Raw genomic sequence first — 22,979 nt, 5'->3', positions numbered from 1 at the left:
ATTGGCATGGTGGCTGAGACAGTCTTCACCTACGGAGCGCCCGCGCTGAAGTTCGGCAGCGGGTCCTCCACAGAGATCGGTCATGACCTCGAGCAGTACGACGCCCACCGGGTGCTGCTGGTCACCGACCCGGGCGTCGCCGCCACCGGTCACCCGGCCCGCATCGCCGAGCAGATCGCCGCGGCCGGCATCGAGGTGGTCGTCTTCGAGGACGCCCACGTCGAGCCGACCGACGAGAGCCTGGCCGGCGCGGTGGAGTTCGGCCGGTCGGAGGGCCCGTTCGACGCCTACGTCGCGGTGGGCGGTGGCTCCGCCATCGACACCGCCAAGGCAGTCAACCTGCTCGGCAGCAACGACGGCGAGCTGATGGACTACATCAACGCCCCGGTCGGCCGGGCCCTGTCGCCGGCCCACCCGCTCAAGCCACTGATCGCGGTGCCGACGACCACCGGCACCGGCAGTGAGAGCACCACGATCTGCGTCCTCGACGTGCTCTCCCTCAAGGTCAAGACAGGGATCAGCCATCCGCGGCTGCGTCCCACGATGGCGGTCATCGACCCCGCCCTCACCCTCACCCAACCGCCGATGGTCACCGCCGCCGCCGGCATGGACATCCTGTGCCACGCCCTGGAGAGCTGGACCGCCCGCTGGTACGCCGACTTCCCGGCCAAGCAGGCCGCCGAGCGCGTCCCCTACTGCGGGGCCAACCCGATCGCGGACGTGTGGTCGGAGAAGGCGCTGTCACTGCTGGCCGGAGCGTTCCGCACTGCCGTGCACCACGGGGACGACGTCGTCGCGCGGGAGCAGATGGCGTTGGCTGCGACGTTTGCCGGCATGGGGTTCGGCAACGCCGGGGTGCACATCCCGCACGCCAACGCCTACCCGATCGCGGGCCGGGTGCGTGACTTCCGGCCGGAGGGATATCCGCAGGACGAGGCGATGGTGCCCCACGGCATGGCGGTCGCGCTCACCGCCCCCGAGGCCTTCCGGTTCACCTTCGAGGCCTCGCCGGAGCGTCACCTCGCCGCCGCGCGCCTGCTCGACCCGGCCGCCGACACGTCGGCCGGTCCCGACACCCTCCCCACCGTCCTCAACACCCTGATGCGCGACATCGGCCTGCCGAACGGCCTCGCCGAGGTCGGCTACGGCAACGCCGACGTGGAGGACCTGGTCGACGGCACCCTCAAGCAGCAGCGCCTGCTCGCCACGGCTCCCCGTGAGGCCACGGCTGACGACCTGGCCGCCATCTTCACCAGCTCGATGGAGCACTGGTGATCTGGTTCTTCCGAGTCTCGGTGCTGGCCTACGTCGTCGCGCTCGTCGTGGCTGCCTTCGCCTATCCGGAGCAGGTGCCCGTGCACTTCGACGCCACCGGCGCCGGGGACCGCTTCCAGCCCCGCGGAGTCGCCGTGCTCAGCATGGCCGGAGCCGGTCTGGGGCTGGCCGTGCTCCTCGCACTGTTCATCCGGGTGTTCGCCCGCGGCTCCCTGAAGCACCTCAACATCCCCCACAAGTCCTGGTGGACTCAGCCCGAGAACTCCGACCGACTGCGTCGCATGCTGGCCAACGACCTGGCCTGGATCGGCGGCTGCACGATGACGCTGATGACCTGCATGCTGGCGATCACCATCAAGGTCGCCGACGACGCGAAGCCGTCGATGGGCACCTTCGGGTGGGTGACGCTCTTCGGGTTCCTCATCGCGGTGACCGGACAGGTGGTCTTCATGTACACCTCGCGCTACCGACCCGAGAACCCGTGAGCCACGCGATGTCCGACGCCGACCGGGCCGAAGCCGCCCGTTCCGGGACCGTCCGTTCCGACGCAGCCCGTTCCGACGCAGCCCGTTCCGACGCGCTGCTGGCCGCGTTGCGCAGGCGTGGAGTGCGCGACGTCTCCACCACCACCCTGGACCGGGCGTTGTACTCCTCCGACGCGTCGCTCTACCGGGTGGTGCCCCGGGCGGTCGTGCGGCCGCGCGACACCGACGAGCTGCCGGCGGTCCTCGAGGCCGCACGCGAGACCGGAACACCGGTGACCATGCGTGGTGCGGGCACCTCGATCGCCGGGAACGCGGTGGGTCCGGGTCTGGTCGTCGACACCTCCAAGCACCTCAACCGCATCCTGGCGATCGACCCGGAGGCCCGCACCGCACGCGTCGAGCCGGGCGTCGTCCACGCGCAGCTGCAGCGAGAGCTCACGCCCCTCGGCCTGCGCTACGGTCCCGACCCGTCGACGCACACCCGCTGCACGATCGGCGGCATGCTCGGCAACAACGCCTGCGGCTCGCGTGCCCTCGGCTTCGGACGAACGGCGGACAACGTGGCAGGCCTCGACGTCGTGCTCGGCACCGGCGAGTCGCTGAGCACGGGGTCGGTCGGCGAGGTCGACGCCAGCGTGGCCGGAGGTGCGTTGGCCCGGATGGTGGATGCGCACCTGGGCCACGTACGCACCGAGTTCGGCAGGTTCGGACGCCAGGTCTCCGGCTACTCCCTCGAGCACCTTCTGCCTGAGCACGGTCGACGCCTCGACCGGTTCCTGGTCGGCTCCGAGGGCACGCTGGCCCTGGTGCGATCAGCCACCGTGGAGCTGGTCGCCGAGCCGCCCGCGACCCTCCTCGTCGTGCTCGGCTTCCCGTCGATGCCCGAGGCCGCGGACGCCGTGCCCGCGCTCCTCCGGACGCCGGGCCTGGTGGCCTGCGAGGGGCTCGACGCCCGCATCGTCGACGTGGTGCGGGACGCGGGACGGCCGGTGCCCGACCTGCCGCGCGGTGCGGGCTGGCTGTTCGTCGAGCTGGGGGCCCCGTCGCCGGCAGAGGCGGAGGCGCTTGCCGGCCAGGTGGTCCGTGCGGTCGATGCCCTCGGTCACCGGTTGGTGGTCCGACCGGACGAGCAAGCGGCGCTGTGGCGGATCCGTGAGGACGGTGCGGGGCTCGCTGCCCGCAGCCTCGGCCGGCCGGCGTACTCCGGCTGGGAGGACGCGGCAGTGCCGCCCGAGCACCTCGGTGCCTGGCTGCGCGACTTCGACGAGCTGTTGCGCCACCACGGTCTCGACGGCGTGCCCTACGGGCACTTCGGCGACGGCTGCGTGCACGTGCGCATCGACTTCGAGTTCGACGATGCGGGGGCCCGGTTCCGCTCGTTCCTGACCGACTCGGCGGTGGCGTTGCGTGCCCACGGCGGCTCGCTCTCGGGTGAGCACGGTGACGGCCGGGCCCGCTCCGAGCTGTTGCCGATGATGTACGACGCCACCTCGCTCGCGCTGTTCGCCGAGGTGAAGCGCATCTGCGACCCGGACAACCTGCTCAACCCGGGGGTGCTGGTCGACCCCGCTCCTCTCGATGCCGACCTGCGCCCGGCTCGTCCGGTGGCGCGGGTGCGGCCGCTGCTTGCCCTGGCCCACGACGACGGCTCCTTGGGCGCAGCCGTGCACCGGTGCACCGGGGTCGGCAAGTGCCTGGCCGACAACGCCCCGTCCGGTGGCGTGATGTGCCCGTCCTGGGCCGCCACCCGCGACGAGAAGGACTCCACCCGCGGGCGGGCCAGGGTGTTGCAGGAAGCGCTGGACGGCTCGCTCGTCGCCGGGTTGACCGACCCTGCGGTCTCCGAGGCGCTGGACCTCTGCCTCTCCTGCAAGGGATGCGCCCGGGACTGTCCCACCGGGGTCGACATGGCGACGTACAAGTCCGAGGTGCTTCACCAGCAGTACGCCGGAAAGCCGCGCCCGCGCAGCCACTACGCCCTCGGTCGCCTGCCCCGATGGGCGCGACTCACCGCCCGGGTGGCACCGGCGCTGAACCTGGCGTTGCGAGCCGGACCGCTGGCTCGCCTGGCCAAGTCGGTCGCCGGGATCGACCAGAGGCGTGGGCTGCCGGCCTTCGCGTCTCGCACCCTGCGAGCCTCCGCAGCGTCATACGTCGCGGCGCCCGGAGCGACCACAACGCATGACGTCCCGGACGTGTGGCTGTGGGCGGACTCGTTCACCGACCATTTCGCCCCCGAGTCGGGGCTGGCGACGATCGAGCTGCTGGAGGGGGCCGGACTGCGGGTCCGGGTGATCGACGAGCCCGCCTGCTGTGGACTCACCTGGATCACCACGGGTCAGCTCACCGCAGCCCGGAAGATCGTCTCCAGGGCGGTGTCGACGCTGCGGACCTACGTCGATTCGGGGGTGCCGGTGGTCGGGTTGGAGCCCTCCTGCCTGGCGTCGATGCGCTCCGACGCGGCCGAGCTCGTGCCCGGCGCAGGATCGGTCGGTGGACGGATGCTGACCCTGGCCGAGTTCCTCACCTCGATCGACTGGGTCCCACCGGACCTCACCGGGGTCGAGGTGGTGGCGCAGCCGCACTGCCACCACGCGTCGGTGCTCGGCTGGGAGACCGACGAGGCCCTGTTGCGCCGGGCCGGGGCCTCGGTGACCAGGGTCGGTGGATGTTGTGGCCTGGCCGGCAACTTCGGCGTCGAGAAGGGTCACTACGAGACGTCGGTGGCGATCGCCGAGCACGCGCTGCTTCCCGCCGTACGCGCTGCTGCTCCGGGCGCGGTCGTGCTGGCCGACGGGATGTCGTGCCGGATCCAGCTCGACGACCTGGTCGGCGTACGAGCCCTGCACCTGGCCGAGCTGCTCGCCTCACGCCGGCAGGCCCCCTGAGGCTGCCCGCGTGCGGTGCCGTTGTCACTTCCCGGGCGATGCGCCGGGTGGGAAGCGGCCGGAACACCGCGTTGCCCGGCGGGGGGAGGGACGGCCGTAGGATTGGGGCATGAATCCCCGCTACCGCCGTCTTGTCATTCCGCTGGCGCTGGTGGCGTTGTTGCTGGTGGTCGTCGTCGCCGCGCTGGTGAAGTGATGGCCGCCGAGCCCCTCCTGCGTGCCCTGTCCCGCATGCGTGCGCTGGTCCTCGACGACCAGGTGCTCGTCCGAGCAGTGGCGTCCGGACGACAACGCGGCCAGGAGACCAGGTGGAAGCGGGTCGAGCTGCGCTACGTCGACCTGAAGTCCGGCCGCCACCTGCAGGTCACCGCCTACGACGACACCCAGGCACACACGTCCAACCACGTCGGTGACGACGCCCGCGACGCGGTGGACGACCTGCTCGACCAGCCGTTCGCCAACTGGCACGTCGAGACCACCACCGAGCAGCACCAGATCCGGGTCACCAAGAAGCTCGAGGCGATGGTGCACACCAGTGCCCGTGACGCCGAGGTGGAGGCCGAGCGTGAGCACGACAAGGCCAAGCAGCGCCTGCTGCCGGAGGACGACCCCGTCCTGGTCGCCCTCGGCATCTCCGACGCGCAGGGTCGGACCAAGCCGACCCGGCAGGCGAAGTACCGCCAGGTCGAGGAGTTCCTGCGGCTGCTCGACGCCTCGATCACCGACGCGATCGGCAAGGGCGCGCTGCGCAAGCCCAGCGCCGAGGACCCGCTGCGCATCGTCGACCTGGGTTGCGGCAACGCCTACCTGACCTTCGCGGCCCACCGCTACCTCAGCCACGTCCGCGGCCTGCCGGTGCACCTGATCGGCGTCGACGTGAAGGAGCAGTCCGCCCGTCACAACGCGGGCGTGGCCGGTGAGCTGGGGATCTCGGGGAGCACCGACTTCGTGGTCGGGTCGATCGCCGGCGCCCGGCTCGACCGGGCGCCCGACGTCGCGCTGGCCCTGCACGCCTGCGACACCGCCACCGACGAGGCCTTGGCGCGCGCAGTCGAGTGGGAGGCCTCGCTGGTGCTGGCGGCTCCGTGCTGCCACCACGACATCTCCGCGCAGCTGCGCAAGAACCCCACGCCCGCGCCGTACTCGATGCTCACCCGGCACGGCATCCTGCGCGAGCGCTTCGCCGACACCCTCACCGACGCCCTGCGTGCCTCGATCCTGCGGCTGCTGGGCTACAAGGTCGACGTGGTCGAGTTCGTCGAGAGCCAGCACACTCCGCGCAACACCCTGCTCCGCGCCGTACGCACGAGCGGCCGGGTCAAGGGCGGCAGCGTCCGCAAGGAGTACGACGACCTCGTCGCGATGTGGGGCGTGCACCCGAAGCTGGCCGAGCTCGTGGCGGTGTGATGCGGCGAGTCCTCGTCGCGGCGGCGATCGCTGCCCCGTTCCTGATGGGCGCGCTGAGTGCCTCAGCAGCCGACCGTGACGTGGTGTTCCGGTTCCAGGACCCGGCCATCCTCGAGTCCAGCGCGTTGATCGCCACCGGCGACCTGATGGTGACCACCAACGACTCCGGCGACAGTGCACGGGTCTTCACCGTCGACCCTGACACCGGAGCCACCCTCGGCACGATCAGCTGGGGAGGCGCGGCCGCGGACGTCGAGGCGATGGCGCCCGCCAGAGGTGGGCAGGTCTGGGTCGCAGACATCGGCGACAACCTCGGGAAGCGCCACGACATCTCCGTCACGCGCATTCCCGTCGGCCCGGCCGACGCGACGGTCTCGGGCACGACCTACCCGCTCGAGTTCCGTGACGGCCCGCGCGATGCCGAGGCGCTGCTGGCGCACCCGACCACGGGACGGCTCTACGTCGTGTCCAAGGGTGTCCTCGGCGGCCAGTTCTACGTCGCGCCGAAGACGCTGCGCACCGCCGCTCCGAACCGGCTCACGACACTGGGTGCGGCTCCGGGCCTGGTCACCGACGGAGCCTTCTTCCCCGACGGGAAGCACCTGGTCGTGCGGACCTACAGCCGTGCGGTGGTCTACCGGTTCCCGTCGTTGGAGGTGGTGGGCACCGTCGACCTGCCCCGGCAGCAGCAGGGAGAGGGCATCGCCGTGGCTCCCGACGGCCGGATCTACCTCAGCTCCGAGGGCGTGCACGCCGAGGTCCTGCGGATCACGTTGCCGAAGAAGATCCAGCAGGCGATGAGCACTGAGCCGAGTGAGTCCCCGACGGCGACGCCGAGCGAGGCTTCGAGCCCGGGGGAGACCGCGGAGTCACAGGACCAGGGCGAGACGGACGATCCCGAGGTCTTCCCCTGGGTGATCGGCGGCCTGGTGGGCGTGGTCATGCTGATCGTGCTGGTGCGGTCGCTGCGACCCCGCTGACTTGGCTCTCCTGGCTCGGGTGACCGCTCGCGGCCCCTGACAGGGAAACAGCGAGGGTGCACACTCGGACCATGGAGATCACCGTGGTCGAGGGAGACATCACCCAGCAGCAGGTCGACGCGATCGTGAACGCCGCCAACCGACACCTGCGCGGTGGTGGAGGTGTGGACGGTGCGATCCACCGGGCGGGCGGGCCGGTGATCCTGGAGGACTGCGTGCGTCGCTTCCCTGAGGGGATGGACACCGGTGAGGCGGGGTGGACGATCGCCGGGGAGCTGCCGGCCCGCTGGGTGATCCACGTGGTCGGGCCCAACTTCACCGCCGGGCAGCGCGACCGCAACCTGCTCACCTCGTGCTACCGCCGGGCACTCGAGGTGGCCGACGAGCTCGGTGCACGGACCCTGGCCTTCCCGCTGGTCAGTGCCGGCGTCTACGGCTGGCCGCGCGAGGACGCGATCCGGGCCGCCGTGGAGACGCTGCGGGCCACCCCGACCGAGGTCGACGAGGCCCGGATGGTGGCGTTCAACCACTCGACGTACGACCAGATCGCCGCCGCCATCTCCCGATAGTCCCCAACGTGCGGCAGGTGATCGCGGATGATCCACCTGCCAGACGTTGGGGACTATCGAGGAGATTGGATCAGAGCGCGGCGACGACGTGGTCGATGCAACGGGTGAGCTGCTCGATGTCGGCCGGGTCGACGGCCGGGTACATCGCGATGCGCAGCTGGTTGCGGCCCAGCTTGCGGTAGGGCTCGGTGTCGACGATGCCGTTGGCGCGCAGCACCTTGGCGATCGCCGCAGCGTCGATCGCCTCGTCGAAGTCGATGGTGCCGATCACCAGCGAGCGGTGCTCGGGGTTCTCGACGTACGGCGTCGTGTAGGTCGTATTCTCGGCCCACCCGTAGAGCGCGTCGGAGGAGGCAGTCGTGCGCTCGACCATGCCCTTGAGGCCGCCGTTGGCGTTCATCCAGTCCAGCTGCTCGGCCATCAGGAAGAGCGTGGCCACCGACGGGGTGTTGTAGGTCTGGTTCTTCTTCGAGTTGTCGATCGCGGTCGGCAGGTCGAAGAACGCCGGCACGTGGCGGTCGGTCGCCGCGATCTCGTCGACCCGGGCCAGCGCCCGCGGCGACATCGCGGCGATCCACAGGCCACCGTCGGAGGCGAAGCACTTCTGCGGGGCGAAGTAGTAGGCGTCGACCTCGTTCAGGTCGACCGGCAGGCCGCCGGCACCGGAGGTCGCGTCGACCAGCACCAGGGCGTCGTCCGCAGCACCCGAGGGGCGGACGACGGGGGCCATCACGGCGGTCGAGGTCTCGTTGTGGGCCCAGGCGTAGACGTCCACGCCCTCCTCGGCCACCGGGTCGGGACGCGAGCCGGTCGGTGCCTCGATCACCGACGGGTCGGCCAACCACGGGGCACTCTTCGCGGCCTTGGCGAACTTGGAGGAGAACTCACCGAAGGTGAGGTGCTGGCTCTTCTCGCGGATCAGGCCGAAGGTGGCGATGTCCCAGAAAGCGGTCGCGCCTCCGTTGCCGAGCACGATCTCGTAGCCGTCGGGCAGCTCGAAGAGCGAGGCCAGTCCTTCGCGCACCCGGCCCACGGTGTCCTTCACCGGCGCCTGGCGGTGCGACGTACCGAGCAGCTTGTCGCCGGTGGCGGCGAGCGCGTCGAGGTGCGACGTCTGGATCTTGGAGGGCCCGGCGCCGAAACGGCCGTCGGCGGGCAGCAGGTCAGCGGGGATCTTGATGTCGGTCACGGGTGACAACCTCATCTGTGTCGTTCAGGGGGTGTGTTTCCTGACCACGCTGTCAGCGAAGCCCTATTGTGTCACCCGACTCAACCGACGACGAATGGAGTCCAGCAATGGCTGCGAATCCCGGGTTCGCCCAGCAGGGCACGCTGCGTACCGTGTTCCGCGTCGTCGGAGTCCTCGCCCTGCTCGGGTTCGTGCTCCTGCTCGTCCTCTTCGCGAAGGACGTGGCCAGCACGATGGGCGACGAATCGTTCGTCCCGGAGACGCCCAACTTCATGCTCTTCTTCGCCGCGCTGCCGCTGCTGATCGTTGCGGGGGTCTGCCTCAACGCCGGTTTCGGGGGCGCCGCCGCGCGCTACGCCGCGGGGGAGGTCATGCCCGTGGCCAAGGACTCGTTGGAGTACCTCACCGACGGCCAGGGCGTGGGCCACCTGGGCAGGACTCCCGGGGCGCCTCCGGAGGACCACGCCGGTCCGTCCTGCAGCAGGTGCGGGGTGCGCAACGATGCGGAGGCGACATTCTGTGATGCCTGCGGAGACCGGCTTGCCTGAGCTGGTCATCGATCGGGTCGGCTTCGGCCACGGTGACGCGGTCCGGCTGATCGAGCAGGTCCAGCTCGAGTACGTGGAACGGTACGGCGGGCGCGACGACACCCCGCTCGACCCGGCCATGTTCGAGCCGCCCGGGGGCAGCTTCTTCGTGGGTCGGCTGGACGGCGAGCCGGTCGCGTCAGGTGCCTGGCGGCGACGCGACGACGTACTCGCCCTCGGGACGCGTGTCACCGCCGAGATCAAGCGGATGTACGTCGTCCCGGTGGCTCGTGGACGTGGGTTCGCCCGGCGGATGCTTGCGCACCTGGAGGCAACCGCGGCCACCGGTGGCGCCGAGGTCGCGATCCTCGAGACCGGCATGATGCAGCCCGAGGCCATCGCGCTCTACGAGACCTCGGGCTACACACGGGTCCCCGGCTTCGGCCACTACCGTGACTCGCCGTTGAGCCGGTGCTTCGCCAAGCGCCTGGGCGACGCCACCGCAAGGACTGCCTGTTCAGCTGTCGAGGACTGACCGTTCGCGCAGCAAGAATTGCCCGTTCGCGCAGCAAGAACTGCCCGTTCGCGGGGTCAGGAGACGTCGCGGCGGCGGACCAGCCAGCCGGCCAGCAGCGGCAACACCACGACGTACGCCGCCACGGTCCAGGTGGCCCGGGTGCCCGAGATGACGTCGAGGACCCCGGGCGTGCCGTCGTCGGAGGTACCCATGATCGCGCCGACCAGCGACCCGGCGGCGGTGCCGGGCAGCACGTGGGTGAACGCCTCCACCGGGTCGAGCAACTGCCCGACGCCGCGGAGCAGGTTCTCGACGACCAGCGCCCAGACCAGGCCGAGACCGACTGAGAGCGCCGGGCCGCGGGCCACCGTGCCGAGGAGGTAGCCGGCCAACGCCCACATCTCCAGGACGAGGAAGCCGGCGCCCACCGAGGTGGCCACGTCACCGAACGCGGGCCAGGTCACGGCCTGTGACTCGATCCCGGCGATCGCCAGCGAGCATGCGAGGTCGAAGAGCAGCGAGAGCACCAGGATGCCGACCACGAACACGGTCAGGGCAGCCATCGACCCACCGACCACCGACAGGCGCGAGGGCCCCTGGGTGAAGATCGTCTTCCAGGTGCCCCAGCCGTAGCCGTTGCCGGCCACGATCGCCCCGAGCACCATCAGCAGGGTCCCGCCGAACATCGGCATGCCCTGGACGAGCACGTCAGGCACGTTGCTCGGCATCATCTGGGCCAGCAGCATCGCCTTCGTGGTGCCCTCGTTGCTGAAGTCGTTGGAACCGCTGGTGTAGCTGACGTAGTTGAACACGTAGCCGAACATCAGGCTCAGTGCGAGCCAGGCGCCGACGGTCACCCAGACCGCGGGCCACCTGCGCAGCCGCAGCAGCTCGGCGCGGGTGCTGGTGACCAGGCCGTTGATGCTCCGGGTCGGGTGGGACGACGTGGCCGGGTTGGTCGGGGCACTCATGACAGGGACTCCATCTCGGGCGTGGTGGTCATCTCGAAGAAGACGTCCTCGAGGCTGCGTTCGGAGCTGCCGATCGCGTGGACGTCGATGCCGGCGGCGACCAGGTCGCGAACCAGCGCGGGTGCGGCGGAGTCGGCCAGGTCGAGCTCGATCCGTTCGCCGACCAGGCGTACGCCGTCCTCGCCGGCCGCCCTCATGGCGACCGCGAGCGCGTCGTCGACAGGGTGGGCGGCGAGGGTGATGTGGGTGCTGCCGCGCAGGTCGGCCACCGTCGACTCCCGCAACAGCCGGCCCCGGTTGATCACGCCGACGCGGTCGCAGATCTCCTGGACCTCGTCGAGGAGGTGGCTCGAGAGCAGCACGCTCTGGCCACCCCGGGCGAGCTCCACGATCAGCGCCCGCATGTCGGCCATGCCGGCGGGGTCCAGCCCGTTGGTGGGCTCGTCGAGCACGATCAGGTCGGGCTCGCCCATCAGCGCCGAGGCGACGCCCAGGCGCTGCTTCATCCCGAGCGAGTACGACGTGAACTTGTCGTTGCCGCGGCCGGCCAGGTCGACCCTGGCCAGCGCAGCGGCAGCCGCCGACCCGGGCAGGCCGCGGTAGCGCGCCATCACCCGCAGGTTCTCGAGACCGGACAGGTAGGGGAAGAAGCCGGGTCCCTCGATCAGCGCACCGATGCGAGCGGTCACCGCGGGTGTGCCCGCGGGGTTGCCGAGCACGGTGGCCGATCCGGAGGTCGGTCGGACCAGCCCCAGCACCATCCTCAGGGTCGTCGTCTTGCCGGCGCCGTTGGGGCCGAGGAATCCGTAGACCTCGCCGCGCCGCACGGTCATGCTGACCTTGTCGGCGGCCAGCCGGTCGCCGTACTCCTTGGTCAGCTCCCTGGTCTCCACCACGTTCTCGCTCATGGCTCCGAGGTTGCCGCGGATCCCGCGCCGGGACGTCCGCCCAGTCGCGGCCCCGTGCTACGCAGAACTGCGTAGGCCGCAACCGTGCCGCGTCGTACGCCGAGTGCTCCTGCCTGCCCTAGCGTCGGGGGTATGAACTCGACGTTGTCCCTGCTGTCGCACCGGTGGTGGCTGATCCCGGTGCTGGTGGTCGTCACCGGTGGCTCCGTCGGGGTGAACCTCGGCGATGCCGGCGACTTCCATCCCGCGCGCGCGTTTGTCGGTGGGGCTGCGGCGGTGGTCCTCGCCGTGCTCTCCGCGGTCGTGCTCTTCGCGATCGACCGTTGGCCGTTGGGCGTGGTTGCCAACGGGGTCTCGGTCGGTGCCTACTTCGCCGTGGGCGGTGAGAACGGCCCGGTCTTCTTCACCATCGTGGTGGCAGCGTTCCTGGTGGCCTCGCGGCGTCGGTTCCGTGAGTGGTGGCCGCTGCTGCTCGCCTCCGGTGTGCTGGTCTGGGCGGGGCTGGTGATCCGTGGCGTCCGGTGGGACGAGCTCGACATCGGGATCTGGCAGTCGGTCGGAGTGGGTGCGCTGGTCTCCGCGGCGGCCTCGATCGCCACCGCGATCCGCACGCGCGAGGAGGCCCACCGCGTCGAACGGCGGCGGGCCGCCACGGAGGAACAGCTCCGGATGGCGCAGGACCTGCACGACGGCGTCGGTCATGGCCTGGCCGTGATCGCGATGCAGTCGGGTGTCGCCCTGCACGTGCTCGAGCGCGATCCCGCGGCCGCCCGGGATGCCTTGGAGGCGATCCGCACGACCAGCAAGGAAGCCCTCGACGCGTTGCGCGCGGAGCTGTCGCAGATCACCGGCACTGCAGTGGAGAGCGCGCCACGCACGCCACGGCGTGGGCTGGACGAGCTCGACCTCCTGCTCGATCGAGTGCGCGCCGGTGGCCTGCACGTCGAGGTCGTCGGCAGCGGCGACCACGTTGACGCATCGACCAGCGAGGCGGCCTACGCGATCATCCAGGAGGCGCTGACCAACGTGCTGCGCCATGCCGGCGCGACCGCCGTGACGGTGGCCCTCTCCTCCGGGCACGGGGCGTTCGTCGTGGCGATCGACGATGACGGGCGCGGGGGAGTGGTGCACGATGAGGGCATGGGTCTTCGGGGCATGCGCGAGCGGGTGGGAGGCCTCGGCGGAATGCTGGAGGCCGGTCCGACCGACCGCGGCTTCCGGGTGCGCGCGACGTTCCCACCAGCCGGGGCGGTGGGCCGATGATCCGCGTCGTCCTTGTTGACGACCAGGCCCTGGTGCGAGTCGGCCTGCGCACGCTGATCGGCAGTGAGGCCGATCTCGAGGTGGTCGGCGAGGCGGAGGACGGCGCCGCCGGCCTGATGGCGATCCGTCGCGAGCGACCCGACGTGGTGCTCTGCGACATCCGGATGCCGGGCACCGACGGGCTCGAGCTGCTCCGCCAGGTCGGCGCCGACCCCGGCCTGGCCGCCGTGCGCGTGGTCGTTCTGACCACCTTCGAGCTCGACGAATACGTCTTCGAGGCCCTCCGTCACGGTGCCTCCGGCTTCCTGCTCAAGGACGCCGAGCCGACCGCCCTGCTCGACGCGATCCGGGTGGTCGCCGAGGGCGGCTCCCTGCTCGCCCCGTCGGTGACCAAGCGTGTCATCGAGCACTTCGGCGACGCCGCGCCGCGTCGTACGCCGCACCCGCAGCTGGTGCACCTCACCGAGCGTGAGCGCGAGATGGTGGCGTGGGTGGCGACCGGGATGTCGAACCAGGAGATCGCCGTACGCCTCGTCGTCAGCCCCGACACCGTGCGTACCCACGTGTCACGGGCGATGGTGAAGCTGCATGCGCGTGACCGTGCCCAGCTGGTCGTCTTCGCGATCCAGTCGGGCCTCGAGCCGCCTGTCTAGCAGGGGCTGTGAGACCTACTTGGCCCAGTCGGAGTTCCAGCCCTCGACCGAGTCGGCCGGGCGGGTGTCGGGCCCGGTGTAGACCGCCGACGGGCGGATCAGGCGACCGGTGCGCTTCTGCTCGAGGATGTGCGCCGACCAACCACCGGTGCGGGCGCAGGTGAACATCGACGTGAACATCGGGGCCGGCACCTCGGCGAAGTCGAGCACGATCGCGGCCCAGAACTCGACGTTGGTCTCGAGCACGCGGTCGGGGCGACGGTCCTTGAGCTCGGCCAGGGCAGCCTTCTCGAGGGCCTCGGCGACGGCGTAGCGGGGCGCGTCGAGCTCCTTGGCCGTCCGACGGAGCACGCGGGCGCGCGGGTCCTCGGCACGGTAGACGCGGTGGCCGAAGCCCATCAGCCGCTCGCCGCGGTCGAGCAGGTCCTTGACGTAGCCCTCGGCGTCGCCGGACTTCTCCACGTCGGCGATCATGCCGAGCACGCGGGAGGGTGCGCCACCGTGCAGGGGGCCGCTCATCGCTCCGATGGCGCCGGAGAACGCGGCGGCCACATCGGCACCTGTGGAGGTGATCACGCGGGCGGTGAAGGTGGAGGCGTTCATGCCGTGCTCGGCGGCCGAGCTCCAGTAGGCGTCGATCGCCTTGACGTGCTTGGGGTCGGCCTCGCCCTTCCAGCGGATCAGGAACTTCTCGGCCAGGGTCCTGCCCTCGTCGACGAGCTTCTGCGGCACGACGGGCTGGTGCAGGCCGCGGGCCGACTGGGCGGCGTACGACAGCACCATGACGGCCACGCGTGCGAGGTCCTCACGGGCCTGCTCGTCGGAGATGTCGTAGGTCTGGCCGAAGCCGAAGGCCGGCGCGAGCATCGCGACGGCGGCCTGGACGTCGACACGTACGTCGCCGGTGTGGACCGGCAGGTTGTAGGGCTCGGCGGCCGGGAGGCCGGGGGTGTAGGCGCCGTCGATCAGCAGGCCCCAGACGTTCTCGAAGGGGACGCGGCCGACGATGTCCTCGATGTCGACGCCGCGATAGCGGAGCGAGGAGCCTTCCTTGTCGGGTTCGGCGATCTCGGACTCGAATGCGATGACGCCCTCAAGGCCGTGGTGAACCTCGGTCATGGACAGACTCCTTGTGCTCGACGTTGAAACAAACGCATTCTGCCCCTCTCCTCGGCCGAGTGCACACCGGGCTAGGGTCGAGGCCATGTCAGACGACTTCGCGAGGCTCCGTGCGGAGTACGCCCAGGAGGGGCTCTCGGAGGGTGACCTGTCGGACGATCCGTTCGTGATCTTCCGTGCCTGGTTCGAGCAGGCGCGGGTCCTCCCCGAGCCGAATGCCATGGTCGTGGCGACGGTCTCGAGCGACGGCCAGCCCTCCGCACGGATGGTCCTGCTCAAGGCGCTTGACGAACGTGGCTTCTCGTTCTTCACCAATCTCCAGTCCCACAAGGGATCTGAGCTGCACGACAACCCGAGATGCGCCCTGCTCTTCCCGTGGCACCCGCTGCAACGACAGGTCCGGGTGGAGGGGAGCGCGCAGCTGCTCGACCGCGACGAGGTGGCGGCGTACTTCGCCACACGCCCGCGCGGAGCGCAGCTCGGCGCGTGGGCCTCGCCGCAGTCACAGGTGGTCACCGCCGACGAGATGCGACGCGCCTACGACGACGCGGCGGCGCACCAACCCGAGCAGGTGCCGCCCCCCGAGCACTGGGGCGGGTACGTCGTGGTGCCCGAGCGCATCGAGTTCTGGCAGGGGCGGGCCAACCGCATGCACGACCGCTGGCGCTACCGCCGTGCAGCCGACGGCACGAGCTGGCTCCGGGAGCGACTGGCGCCCTGATCCGGCCTGTTCACTTCCTCCGGAAGAGGCTGCGGCGGCGCTCCGGAGCGGCCTTGGGGGCCGCAGCAGCGGCGGGTGTCTTCCGGGCGGCAGCTCGCTTCGCCTTGCGGGCACTCTGCTTGGCCTTCGCCTGCAGGCTCACCGCACGGTTCGCCTGGGTGGCGATCACGTCCACCAGGGTCCGCTCGCTCGGCGTGATCGCGGTGTCGTCGGGGTCCTCGTCGAGGATCGTGATGCTGGGGGAGTCGAGCTCGAGCTTGCCCCCGAGGATCCCGTTGGCGTTGATCCAGTCGACCTCGTCGGTGAAGAGCTCGACCACGCGGTCGCGGTCGGCGCGGGTGAGGTAGGGGCGCTCGGGGACCGAGGGGTTCGCGCTGATCACCACGTCGCTGACCTGACGACTGGCGCCGGCGGTCTTCAACCGCTTGTTGATCTCACGCATGAGGCGTACTTCGTCGGGGGTCAGTGACCGGTTGACGGTGTGCTCGAGGGCCGGCGCCAGGTTCTCGGCCGGCACCTTGAGGTACTCGTCGAAGAAGTGCCGGACCAGGTCGTTGCGGAGGCTGTCGTAGTGGACCACCGTCACCGCCGACGGACCGAGCACCGCGCCCATGCCCTCGATCCAGGAACGCATCGGCGGCTTGTAGGTGTCGCCCTCGGAGGGCTCGACGAAGTCGGCGAAGCTGCCGGTGAAACGGTGTCGCTTCAAGCGCTGGATGTATTGGGAGACGGCGTGCCCCACCACGTTGCGGACGTAGCCCACGACCTCCACGTCGTAGCCGATCTCGTCGCACGCCGCGACGAAGGTCGCGAAGCGGCCCAGGTCGGAACGACACAGGAACTCGGAGGAGAACAGGAGCGACGAGCTGCCGTCACCCGCGTCGCGGATCACCGTCATGGCGGTGGCGAGTGCTTCCTCGGGTGAGGTCCCACGAGGGGTCTTCCCGGGCATCAGGAAGGCACGCAGCAGCGAGGCGTTCCCACTGGTCACACCGCCGCGCGTCGCGCGGGCGTCCATGCTCGGGACGGCGGGGTCGCTGGGGTAGATGATGCCGTGCTGGGCGAGCAGCTCACGGTCGCGGACGAAGGCGACCTGCAGGGCGCTGGTGCCGGTCTTGGGGATGCCCACGTGGAGGATCACGCGAGGGCGGGCCGTGGTGCTCGTCATGGGGCTCAGTTTGGCACGGAACGAGGTGGCCACCCGCAGAAGGGCTTGTGAGTGAGCGCTCACTCATTTACTCTTGCCGGCGTGACTCCTCGCGCCCGCCCCATGTCCCCCGACGATCGCCGTCGGGCGATCCTCGATGCCGTCGTGCCCCTCGTCATCGAGCACGGAGGCGACCTGAGCACCCGGCTGATCGCCGAGGCGGCTGGTGTCGCGGAGGGGACGATCTTCCGGGTCTTCGCAGACAAGACCGAGCTGATGTGGGCCGTCGCGGAGGAGGCGATCAACCCCGAGCACGGCCGTGAGGAGTTCGAGGCGATGCTCGCGTCCGACGACGACCTGCACGAGCGGGTCCGCAGGGCCGCCGAGACCCTCACCCTGCAGCTGCACCGGATGATGCGGGTGATGTTCGCCGTCCGCAGCTACATGATGAAGCAGGGCCACGACCACCGCCACGAGGGCCCGCCCGGCCCTCCGGAGTTCATGGTCCGGGCCAACCGCCAGCTGCTGGAGATGCTGTCCGGCCTCTTCGAGCCGTACGCCGACCAGCTGCGCGTCCCGCCCGCCACCGCCGCCGTGGTGCTCCGCTCGCTCGTCTTCGGCTCGGCCGGCATGGACCTCGGGGCCGACCTCACCTCCGACCAGGTCGCCGACATCATCGTCGGCGGCGTGATGCTCCCCGAGGAGGACGCCTGATGCTGCTCAGGATCCTGCGCACCCACCTGGCGCCGTACAAGCGGTGGATCGCGATCATCGTCGCCCTGCAGTTCGTCAGCACCGTGGCGATGCTCTACCTGCCCAGCCTGAACGCCGACATCATCGATGACGGCGTGGCCCAGGGCGACATCGACTACATCCTTCGCACCGGCGGCATCATGCTTGCGGTCTCGCTGCTGCAGATCGCCTGCTCGATCATCGCGGTCTGGTTCTCGGCACGCACGGCGATGTCCTTCGGACGGGACCTGCGGGCGGCCGTCTTCGCCAAGGTCGGCAGCTTCTCCGGCCGTGAGGTCACCCACTTCGGTGCCCCGTCGCTGATCACGCGCAACACCAACGACGTGCAACAGGTGCAGATGCTGGCGCTGATGACCTGCACGATGGCAGTGATGGTCCCGATCATGATGGTCGGCGGCATCCTGATGGCGATGCGGGAGGACCTCGGCCTCTCCTGGCTGCTCGCGGTGATGATCCCCGTGCTCTTCGTCGTGGTCGGCCTGGTCGTCTCCCGGATGGTGCCCAGCTTCCGGCTGGTCCAGGAGCGCATCGACGGCGTCAACCGGGTGCTGCGCGAGCAGATCACCGGCATCCGCGTGGTCCGCGCCTTCGTCCGTGAGAAGGAGGAGACCCAGCGCTTCGCCAAGGCCAACCAGGACCTGACCGACGTGTCGATCCGAGCCGGTCGGTGGATGGCCACCATGTTCCCGATGGTGATGCTGGTGGTCAACGTGGCCAGTGTCGCGGTGCTCTGGTTCGGCGGCCACCGCGTGGACGACGGCAACATGGAGGTCGGCTCGTTGACCGCCTTCCTGAGCTATCTGATGCAGATCATGATGTCGGTGATGATGGGCATGTTCATGCTGATGATGGTGCCCCGCTCCGCCGTGTGCGCCGACCGCATCGCCGAGGTGCTCGACACCGACAGCAGCGTGGTCCTGGCCGAGGACGGCCTCGTCACCGAGGCCCGAGGAGTGCTCGAGCTCGACCACGTCGAGTTCACCTATCCCGGTGCCGAGCAGCCGGTGCTGCGTGACATCTCGTTCAGTGCCCGACCGGGACAGACGGTCGCGGTGATCGGGTCCACCGGTGCCGGGAAGACCACGCTGGTCAACCTCGTGCCCCGGCTCTTCGACGCGACCGCCGGCGAAGTCCGCATCGACGGTGTCGACGTACGCCGGCTGGACGCCGACTCGATGTGGGCCCGGATCGGACTGGTCCCGCAGCAGGCGTTCCTGTTCAGTGGCACGATCGCTGACAACCTGCGCCACGGCCGGCCCGACGCCAGCGACGAGGACCTGTGGCGAGCCCTCGAGATCGCCCAGGTGAAGGACTTCGTCGAGGCCGTTCCGGAGGGGCTGGAGGCGCCGGTGGTGCAGGGCGGCACGAACTTCTCCGGTGGCCAGAGGCAGCGACTCGCGATCGCCCGCGCCGTGGTCAGACAACCCCGGATCTATCTCTTCGACGACTCGTTCTCGGCGCTGGACCTGTCCACGGACGCCCGGGTGAGGGCTGCGCTGGGGCCGGTCACCGCCGACGCGACGGTGCTGATCGTGGCGCAACGGGTCTCCACCATTCGTGGGGCCGACCTGATCCTCGTGCTCGAGGACGGCGTGGTGGTCGGGCGAGGAACCCACGACGAGCTGCTCGCCGACTGCGCCACCTATCAGGAGATCGTCGAGTCCCAGCTCACCGCGGAGGAGGCAGCATGAGCGACACCACGAGCTCCTCCGACGCGTCGGGCGGCCCCAAGGGCGGCGCCAAGCTCAAGGAGACCGAGCGGGTCGTCACCGCTGGCGGCCCCGGCCGCGGGCCAGGAGGCATGGTCGGGCAGAAGGCGATGAGCTTCGGCCCTTCGGCCAAGCGGTTGATCCGCCGGATGCGGCCCTACCGCACCAAGGCGATCGCGGTGCTGGTGCTCGCCCTCGGGAGCGTGGTCCTGACGGCGCTCGGCCCGCGGATCCTCGGCCACGCCACGGACCTGATCTTCGAGGGCCTGTTCGGCAACAAGTTCCCGGCCGGGTCGACCAAGGACCAGGTCATCGACCAGGTCCGGGCCTCCGGCGACGACCGGCTGGCCGACATGCTGTCGGCGATGGACTTCGTGCCCGGGGTCGGCGTCGACTTCAGCGCCGTTGCGTCCGTGCTGCTGATCGTGCTGGCGTTGTACGCCGGGTCGTCGCTGCTCTCGTTCGTCCAGGGCTTCCTGCTCAACGACGTCGTCCAGGGCACGGTGCGTGACATGCGCGCCGACGTCGAGACGAAGGTCAACGCACTCCCGTTGGAATACTTCGACACCCAGCCTCGCGGCGAGCTGCTCTCCCGGGTGACCAACGACATCGACAACATCAGCCAGACCCTCCAGCAGACGATGAGCCAGCTGCTCACCTCCTTGCTGACGGTGGTGGCGGTGCTCTCGATGATGTTCTGGATCTCGCCCGTGCTGGCGCTGATCGCCCTGGTCAGCGTGCCGATCTCGATGTTCACCACGGCCCAGATCATGAAGCGCTCGCAGACCCAGTTCATCGCCCAGTGGCGACGTACCGGCAAGCTCAACTCCCACATCGAGGAGACCTTCTCGGGCCACTCGCTGGTCAAGGTGTTCGGCCGCCAGGACGAGGTCGAGCGCATCTTCGCCGACGAGAACGACAAGCTCTACGACGCGTCGTTCCGGGCCCAGTTCATCAGCGGCCTGATCATGCCGGTGATGATGTTCATCGGGAACCTCAACTACGTCGTCATCGCCGTCGTCGGTGGTCTGCGCGTGGCCAACGGATCGCTCAGCCTCGGTGAGGTGCAGGCGTTCATCATGTACACGCGCCAGTTCACCCAGCCACTGACCGCGGTGGCCTCGATGATGAACCTGCTGCAGTCGGGCGTGGCCAGTGCGGAGCGGGTGTTCGAGCTGCTCGACGCCGACCAGCAGCGCGCGGACGGCACGGCGGCCCCCGCACCGGTGGGGGAGCGGCACGGCGAGGTCGTCTTCGACGACGTCTCCTTCAGCTACGAGGTCGACCAGCCGTTGATCGAGGACCTGTCCCTGGTCGCCAGTCCCGGGCAGACCGTCGCCATCGTCGGACCGACGGGTGCCGGGAAGACCACGTTGGTGAACCTCGTGATGCGGTTCTACGAGCTCGACGGCGGTCGGATCACCCTCGACGGGGTGGACATCTCCGAGATGCCGCGGGCAGCGCTGCGCGACCAGATCGGCATGGTGCTCCAGGATGCCTGGCTCTTCGAGGGCACCATCCGCGACAACATCGCCTACGGGCGGCCTGATGCCACCGACGACGAGATCCTCGAGGCGGCCAGGGCGACCTTCGTCGACCGGTTCGTGCACTCGTTGCCGGACGGCTATGACACCGTGATCGACGAGGACGGCGGCAACATCAGCGCGGGTGAACGGCAGCTGATCACCATTGCCCGGGCCTTCGTCTCCGACCCGGCCCTGTTGATCCTCGACGAGGCGACCAGCTCCGTCGACACCCGCACCGAGCTGTTGCTGCAGCAGGCGATGAGTGCCCTGCGCAGCGACCGCACCTCGTTCGTCATCGCGCACCGGCTCTCGACGATCCGCGACGCCGACCTGATCCTCGTGATGGAGGACGGCGCGATCGTCGAGCAGGGCACCCACCAGGAGCTGCTGGATGCCGACGGTGCGTATGCGGCGCTCCACCGCTCCCAGTTCGCTGCCCCGGTGGCGTGAGCAACCCGGGCTCCCACCGCGTGCCCCGGGGCCGCTGCTGCGATGACCCGGGACGCTCCGGGGTGCTCGACCACCGGGCCGACACGTCCAGAAATGGCCGGAAATGGGTCGACCCGCAGGTGTGACTGGGATTCAGTCGTCTCCGGTGGACTGATGTCCGGAGCACCTGCGGGCCGGGTGACTGCCGTGGATTCGCCGGCGGCTGCAACAGCTGCTGGGTAGTCCCGTGGCAGTGGAGCTGCTAGCGGGCAGCCACCTCACGAGTCCCTTGCGAATGCATCTGCTGGACCACCTCCTTTCACGTGTCCTGCAAAGGTACGACGCGGTGCGGCCGGCCACAAGGGGTTATTCGCCGGGCGGTGGACCGGCCAGCCACACGGCTGTGTCGGAGGGGAGCACGTCGCTGACCGGCCCGCTGGCGAGCAGGATCCGCCCGCCCGGCAGCGGCACCGGACCGGTGCCGCAGTTCACCACGACGGTGACGGAACCTCGTCGGAACGCGAGCACGTCTTCGCCCAGGTCGAGGAGGTCCACCTCGTCGCCGGCGGTCTCCGCGAACCCACGTCGGGCCGACAACGCGCGCCGGTAGAACGCCAGTGTCGAGTCGTCGTCATCCTCCTGCGCCGCGACGCCCACCGGCCCCCAGCCGGCAGGCTGCGGCAACCATGGTTGCGACGTACCGGGCCCGAAGCCGTAGGGCGGCTCGGCGCCGGACCAGGGCAGCGGCACCCGGCAACCGTCCCGGCTGGCCTTCCCCTCGACGCCGGCCTGGGGGTCCTGCCAGTGCTCCGGGGCGACGTCGACCTCCTCGAGGCCCAGCTCCTCACCCTGGTAGACGTAGGACGACCCGGGCAGCGCCAGCATCGCCATCGTCGCCGCCCGGCCACGGGCCAGCCCCAGGGACCCGCCGCCGTAGCGGGTCGGGTGGCGGACGACGTCGTGGTTGCTCAGCACCCACGTGGGTGAGGCGCCGACGGGGGTGACCGCGTCCAGGGTCGAGCGGATCACCTGGGCGAAGGCGGTGGCCGACCACGGGGCGCTCAACCAGTGGAAGTTGAACGACTGGTTCAGCTCGTCGGGCCTGATGTAGCGGGCCAAGGAGGCGGCGTCGCGGGTCCACGCCTCGCCCACGGCCATCCGGTCGCCGCCGTAGGAGTCGAGGATCGTGCGCCAGGACCGGTAGACCTCGTGCACCTCCGGCTGGTCCCACATCGGTTCGTGCTGGGCGTGCGCGGGACCGATCAGGTCCTGTCCGGCGAGCGCGGCCCGCTCCGCGTCGGTCAGGCGCTGGTCGGGCAGCGACTCCTCCTTGAACAGGCCGTGGGTGACGTCGACGCGGAACCCGTCGACACCACGGTCGAGCCAGAAGCGCAGCACGTCGGCGAACATCGCCGGCACCTCCGGGTTGCGCCAGTCGAGGTCGGGCTGACTGGTGTCGAAGAGGTGGAGGTACCACTGCCCGTCGGGCACCTGCGTCCACGCCGGACCGCCGAAGACGGACTCCCAGTTGTTAGGTGGCCCGTCGGTGGGGGAGTCGCGGAACAGGTAACGGGCCCGCTCCGGACTGCCCGGCCCGGCCGCGAGGGCTGCCCGGAACCAGGCATGCTCGCTCGAGGTGTGGTTGGGGACCAGATCGATGATCACCCGGATGCCGAGGTCGTGGGCACGGGCCAGCAGTGCGTCGAAGTCGGCCAGCGAGCCGAACCGCGGATCGACGTCGCGGTAGTCGGCCACGTCGTAGCCGTGGTCATGCTGGGGGGACGGGTAGAACGGGGTGATCCACACGGCGTCGATCCCGAGGTCGGCGAGGTGGTCGAGTCTCCGGGTGATGCCCGCGAGGTCACCGAGCCCGTCGCCGTCAGCGTCGGCGAAGCTGCGCACGTAGACCTGGTAGCAGACCGCGTGCTTCCACCAGGTCATCG

The 22,979-nt window shown here is 70.1% G+C and carries 20 protein-coding genes; 14 read left to right on the top strand and 6 right to left on the bottom strand.

Features of this window, described 5'->3' with window-relative positions:
- Positions 1–6: 6 nt before the first annotated feature.
- From ncot_RS16690 to ncot_RS16665, 6 genes are all read left to right on the top strand, one after another.
- Entirely contained in the window at positions 7–1,275 is a 1,269-nt protein-coding gene (locus ncot_RS16690) for a hydroxyacid-oxoacid transhydrogenase (RefSeq protein WP_168618615.1), read from the top strand.
- The gene (locus ncot_RS16685) at positions 1,272–1,760 is read left to right on the top strand and encodes a DUF1648 domain-containing protein (protein ID WP_168618614.1); all 489 of its coding nucleotides are present in this window, start codon (positions 1,272–1,274) and stop codon (positions 1,758–1,760) included. The genes ncot_RS16690 and ncot_RS16685 overlap by 4 nt, the downstream gene beginning before the upstream one ends.
- Positions 1,757–4,648, top strand: a complete 2,892-nt coding sequence (locus tag ncot_RS16680) for an FAD-binding and (Fe-S)-binding domain-containing protein (protein WP_240937946.1) — start codon at positions 1,757–1,759, stop codon at positions 4,646–4,648. The genes ncot_RS16685 and ncot_RS16680 overlap by 4 nt, the downstream gene beginning before the upstream one ends.
- Before the next feature lie 195 nt (positions 4,649–4,843).
- Positions 4,844–6,055, top strand: a complete 1,212-nt coding sequence (locus ncot_RS16675) for an SAM-dependent methyltransferase (protein WP_168618613.1) — start codon at positions 4,844–4,846, stop codon at positions 6,053–6,055.
- Positions 6,055–7,035 (top strand): esterase-like activity of phytase family protein, encoded by a 981-nt coding sequence (locus ncot_RS16670; protein ID WP_168618612.1) that lies wholly within the window; start codon positions 6,055–6,057, stop codon positions 7,033–7,035. The genes ncot_RS16675 and ncot_RS16670 overlap by 1 nt, the downstream gene beginning before the upstream one ends.
- Before the next feature lie 71 nt (positions 7,036–7,106).
- The gene (locus ncot_RS16665) at positions 7,107–7,604 is read left to right on the top strand and encodes an O-acetyl-ADP-ribose deacetylase (RefSeq protein WP_168618611.1); all 498 of its coding nucleotides are present in this window, start codon (positions 7,107–7,109) and stop codon (positions 7,602–7,604) included.
- Positions 7,605–7,674: 70 nt separating this feature from the next.
- Here ncot_RS16665 and serC read toward each other — a convergent pair whose 3' ends face one another.
- Entirely contained in the window at positions 7,675–8,793 is a 1,119-nt protein-coding gene (gene serC, locus ncot_RS16660) for a phosphoserine transaminase (RefSeq protein WP_168618610.1), read from the bottom strand.
- Between the two features lie 107 nt (positions 8,794–8,900).
- Between serC and ncot_RS16655 the strand changes: the two genes are divergently transcribed.
- Together ncot_RS16655 and ncot_RS16650 are read left to right on the top strand one after the other, a co-directional pair.
- Positions 8,901–9,341 (top strand): hypothetical protein, encoded by a 441-nt coding sequence (locus tag ncot_RS16655; RefSeq protein ID WP_168618609.1) that lies wholly within the window; start codon positions 8,901–8,903, stop codon positions 9,339–9,341.
- Positions 9,334–9,855 carry a GNAT family N-acetyltransferase gene (locus ncot_RS16650; protein ID WP_240937945.1) on the top strand — a complete coding sequence of 174 codons (522 nt, stop codon included), beginning with the start codon at positions 9,334–9,336 and terminating at the stop codon, positions 9,853–9,855. Before ncot_RS16655 ends, ncot_RS16650 begins: the two co-directional genes overlap by 8 nt.
- 56 nt (positions 9,856–9,911) lie before the next feature.
- Here ncot_RS16650 and ncot_RS16645 read toward each other — a convergent pair whose 3' ends face one another.
- The gene (locus ncot_RS16645) at positions 9,912–10,808 is read right to left on the bottom strand and encodes an ABC transporter permease subunit (protein WP_168618608.1); all 897 of its coding nucleotides are present in this window, start codon (positions 10,806–10,808) and stop codon (positions 9,912–9,914) included.
- Positions 10,805–11,716: an ATP-binding cassette domain-containing protein gene (locus ncot_RS16640; protein ID WP_168618607.1), complete on the bottom strand. Its 912-nt coding sequence runs from the start codon at positions 11,714–11,716 to the stop codon at positions 10,805–10,807. Before ncot_RS16640 ends, ncot_RS16645 begins: the two co-directional genes overlap by 4 nt.
- Positions 11,717–11,848: 132 nt before the next feature.
- Between ncot_RS16640 and ncot_RS16635 the strand changes: the two genes are divergently transcribed.
- Positions 11,849–12,979, top strand: a complete 1,131-nt coding sequence (locus ncot_RS16635; RefSeq protein WP_168618606.1) for a histidine kinase — start codon at positions 11,849–11,851, stop codon at positions 12,977–12,979.
- A complete protein-coding gene (locus tag ncot_RS16630; protein ID WP_168618605.1) occupies positions 12,976–13,632 on the top strand; it encodes a response regulator transcription factor in 657 nt (218 codons plus the stop codon). Before ncot_RS16635 ends, ncot_RS16630 begins: the two co-directional genes overlap by 4 nt.
- Positions 13,633–13,647: 15 nt before the next feature.
- Here ncot_RS16630 and ncot_RS16625 read toward each other — a convergent pair whose 3' ends face one another.
- Positions 13,648–14,751 (bottom strand): citrate synthase 2, encoded by a 1,104-nt coding sequence (locus ncot_RS16625; RefSeq protein ID WP_168618604.1) that lies wholly within the window; start codon positions 14,749–14,751, stop codon positions 13,648–13,650.
- Positions 14,752–14,836: 85 nt separating this feature from the next.
- Between ncot_RS16625 and pdxH the strand changes: the two genes are divergently transcribed.
- The gene (gene pdxH, locus ncot_RS16620; protein WP_168618603.1) at positions 14,837–15,472 is read left to right on the top strand and encodes a pyridoxamine 5'-phosphate oxidase; all 636 of its coding nucleotides are present in this window, start codon (positions 14,837–14,839) and stop codon (positions 15,470–15,472) included.
- 10 nt (positions 15,473–15,482) lie between these two features.
- Here pdxH and ncot_RS16615 read toward each other — a convergent pair whose 3' ends face one another.
- A complete protein-coding gene (locus tag ncot_RS16615) occupies positions 15,483–16,640 on the bottom strand; it encodes a hypothetical protein (protein WP_168618602.1) in 1,158 nt (385 codons plus the stop codon).
- 81 nt (positions 16,641–16,721) lie between these two features.
- Between ncot_RS16615 and ncot_RS16610 the strand changes: the two genes are divergently transcribed.
- The 3 genes from ncot_RS16610 to ncot_RS16600 are packed head-to-tail and all read left to right on the top strand — an operon-like array spanning position 16,722 to position 21,057.
- Entirely contained in the window at positions 16,722–17,333 is a 612-nt protein-coding gene (locus ncot_RS16610; RefSeq protein ID WP_168618601.1) for a TetR/AcrR family transcriptional regulator, read from the top strand.
- Positions 17,333–19,063 carry an ABC transporter ATP-binding protein gene (locus tag ncot_RS16605; protein WP_168618600.1) on the top strand — a complete coding sequence of 577 codons (1,731 nt, stop codon included), beginning with the start codon at positions 17,333–17,335 and terminating at the stop codon, positions 19,061–19,063. Before ncot_RS16610 ends, ncot_RS16605 begins: the two co-directional genes overlap by 1 nt.
- Entirely contained in the window at positions 19,060–21,057 is a 1,998-nt protein-coding gene (locus ncot_RS16600; protein WP_168618599.1) for an ABC transporter ATP-binding protein, read from the top strand. The genes ncot_RS16605 and ncot_RS16600 overlap by 4 nt, the downstream gene beginning before the upstream one ends.
- A 345-nt stretch (positions 21,058–21,402) precedes the next feature.
- Here ncot_RS16600 and ncot_RS16595 read toward each other — a convergent pair whose 3' ends face one another.
- Positions 21,403–22,977 (bottom strand): alpha-amylase family glycosyl hydrolase, encoded by a 1,575-nt coding sequence (locus ncot_RS16595; RefSeq protein ID WP_168618598.1) that lies wholly within the window; start codon positions 22,975–22,977, stop codon positions 21,403–21,405.
- Positions 22,978–22,979 lie beyond the last annotated feature (2 nt).

The organism is Nocardioides sp. JQ2195 (genome assembly GCF_012272695.1).
Classification (GTDB): domain Bacteria; phylum Actinomycetota; class Actinomycetes; order Propionibacteriales; family Nocardioidaceae; genus Nocardioides.
The sequence above is the reverse complement of the archived record's forward strand: the minus strand, read 5'-3'. Positions and strand labels throughout refer to the sequence as shown.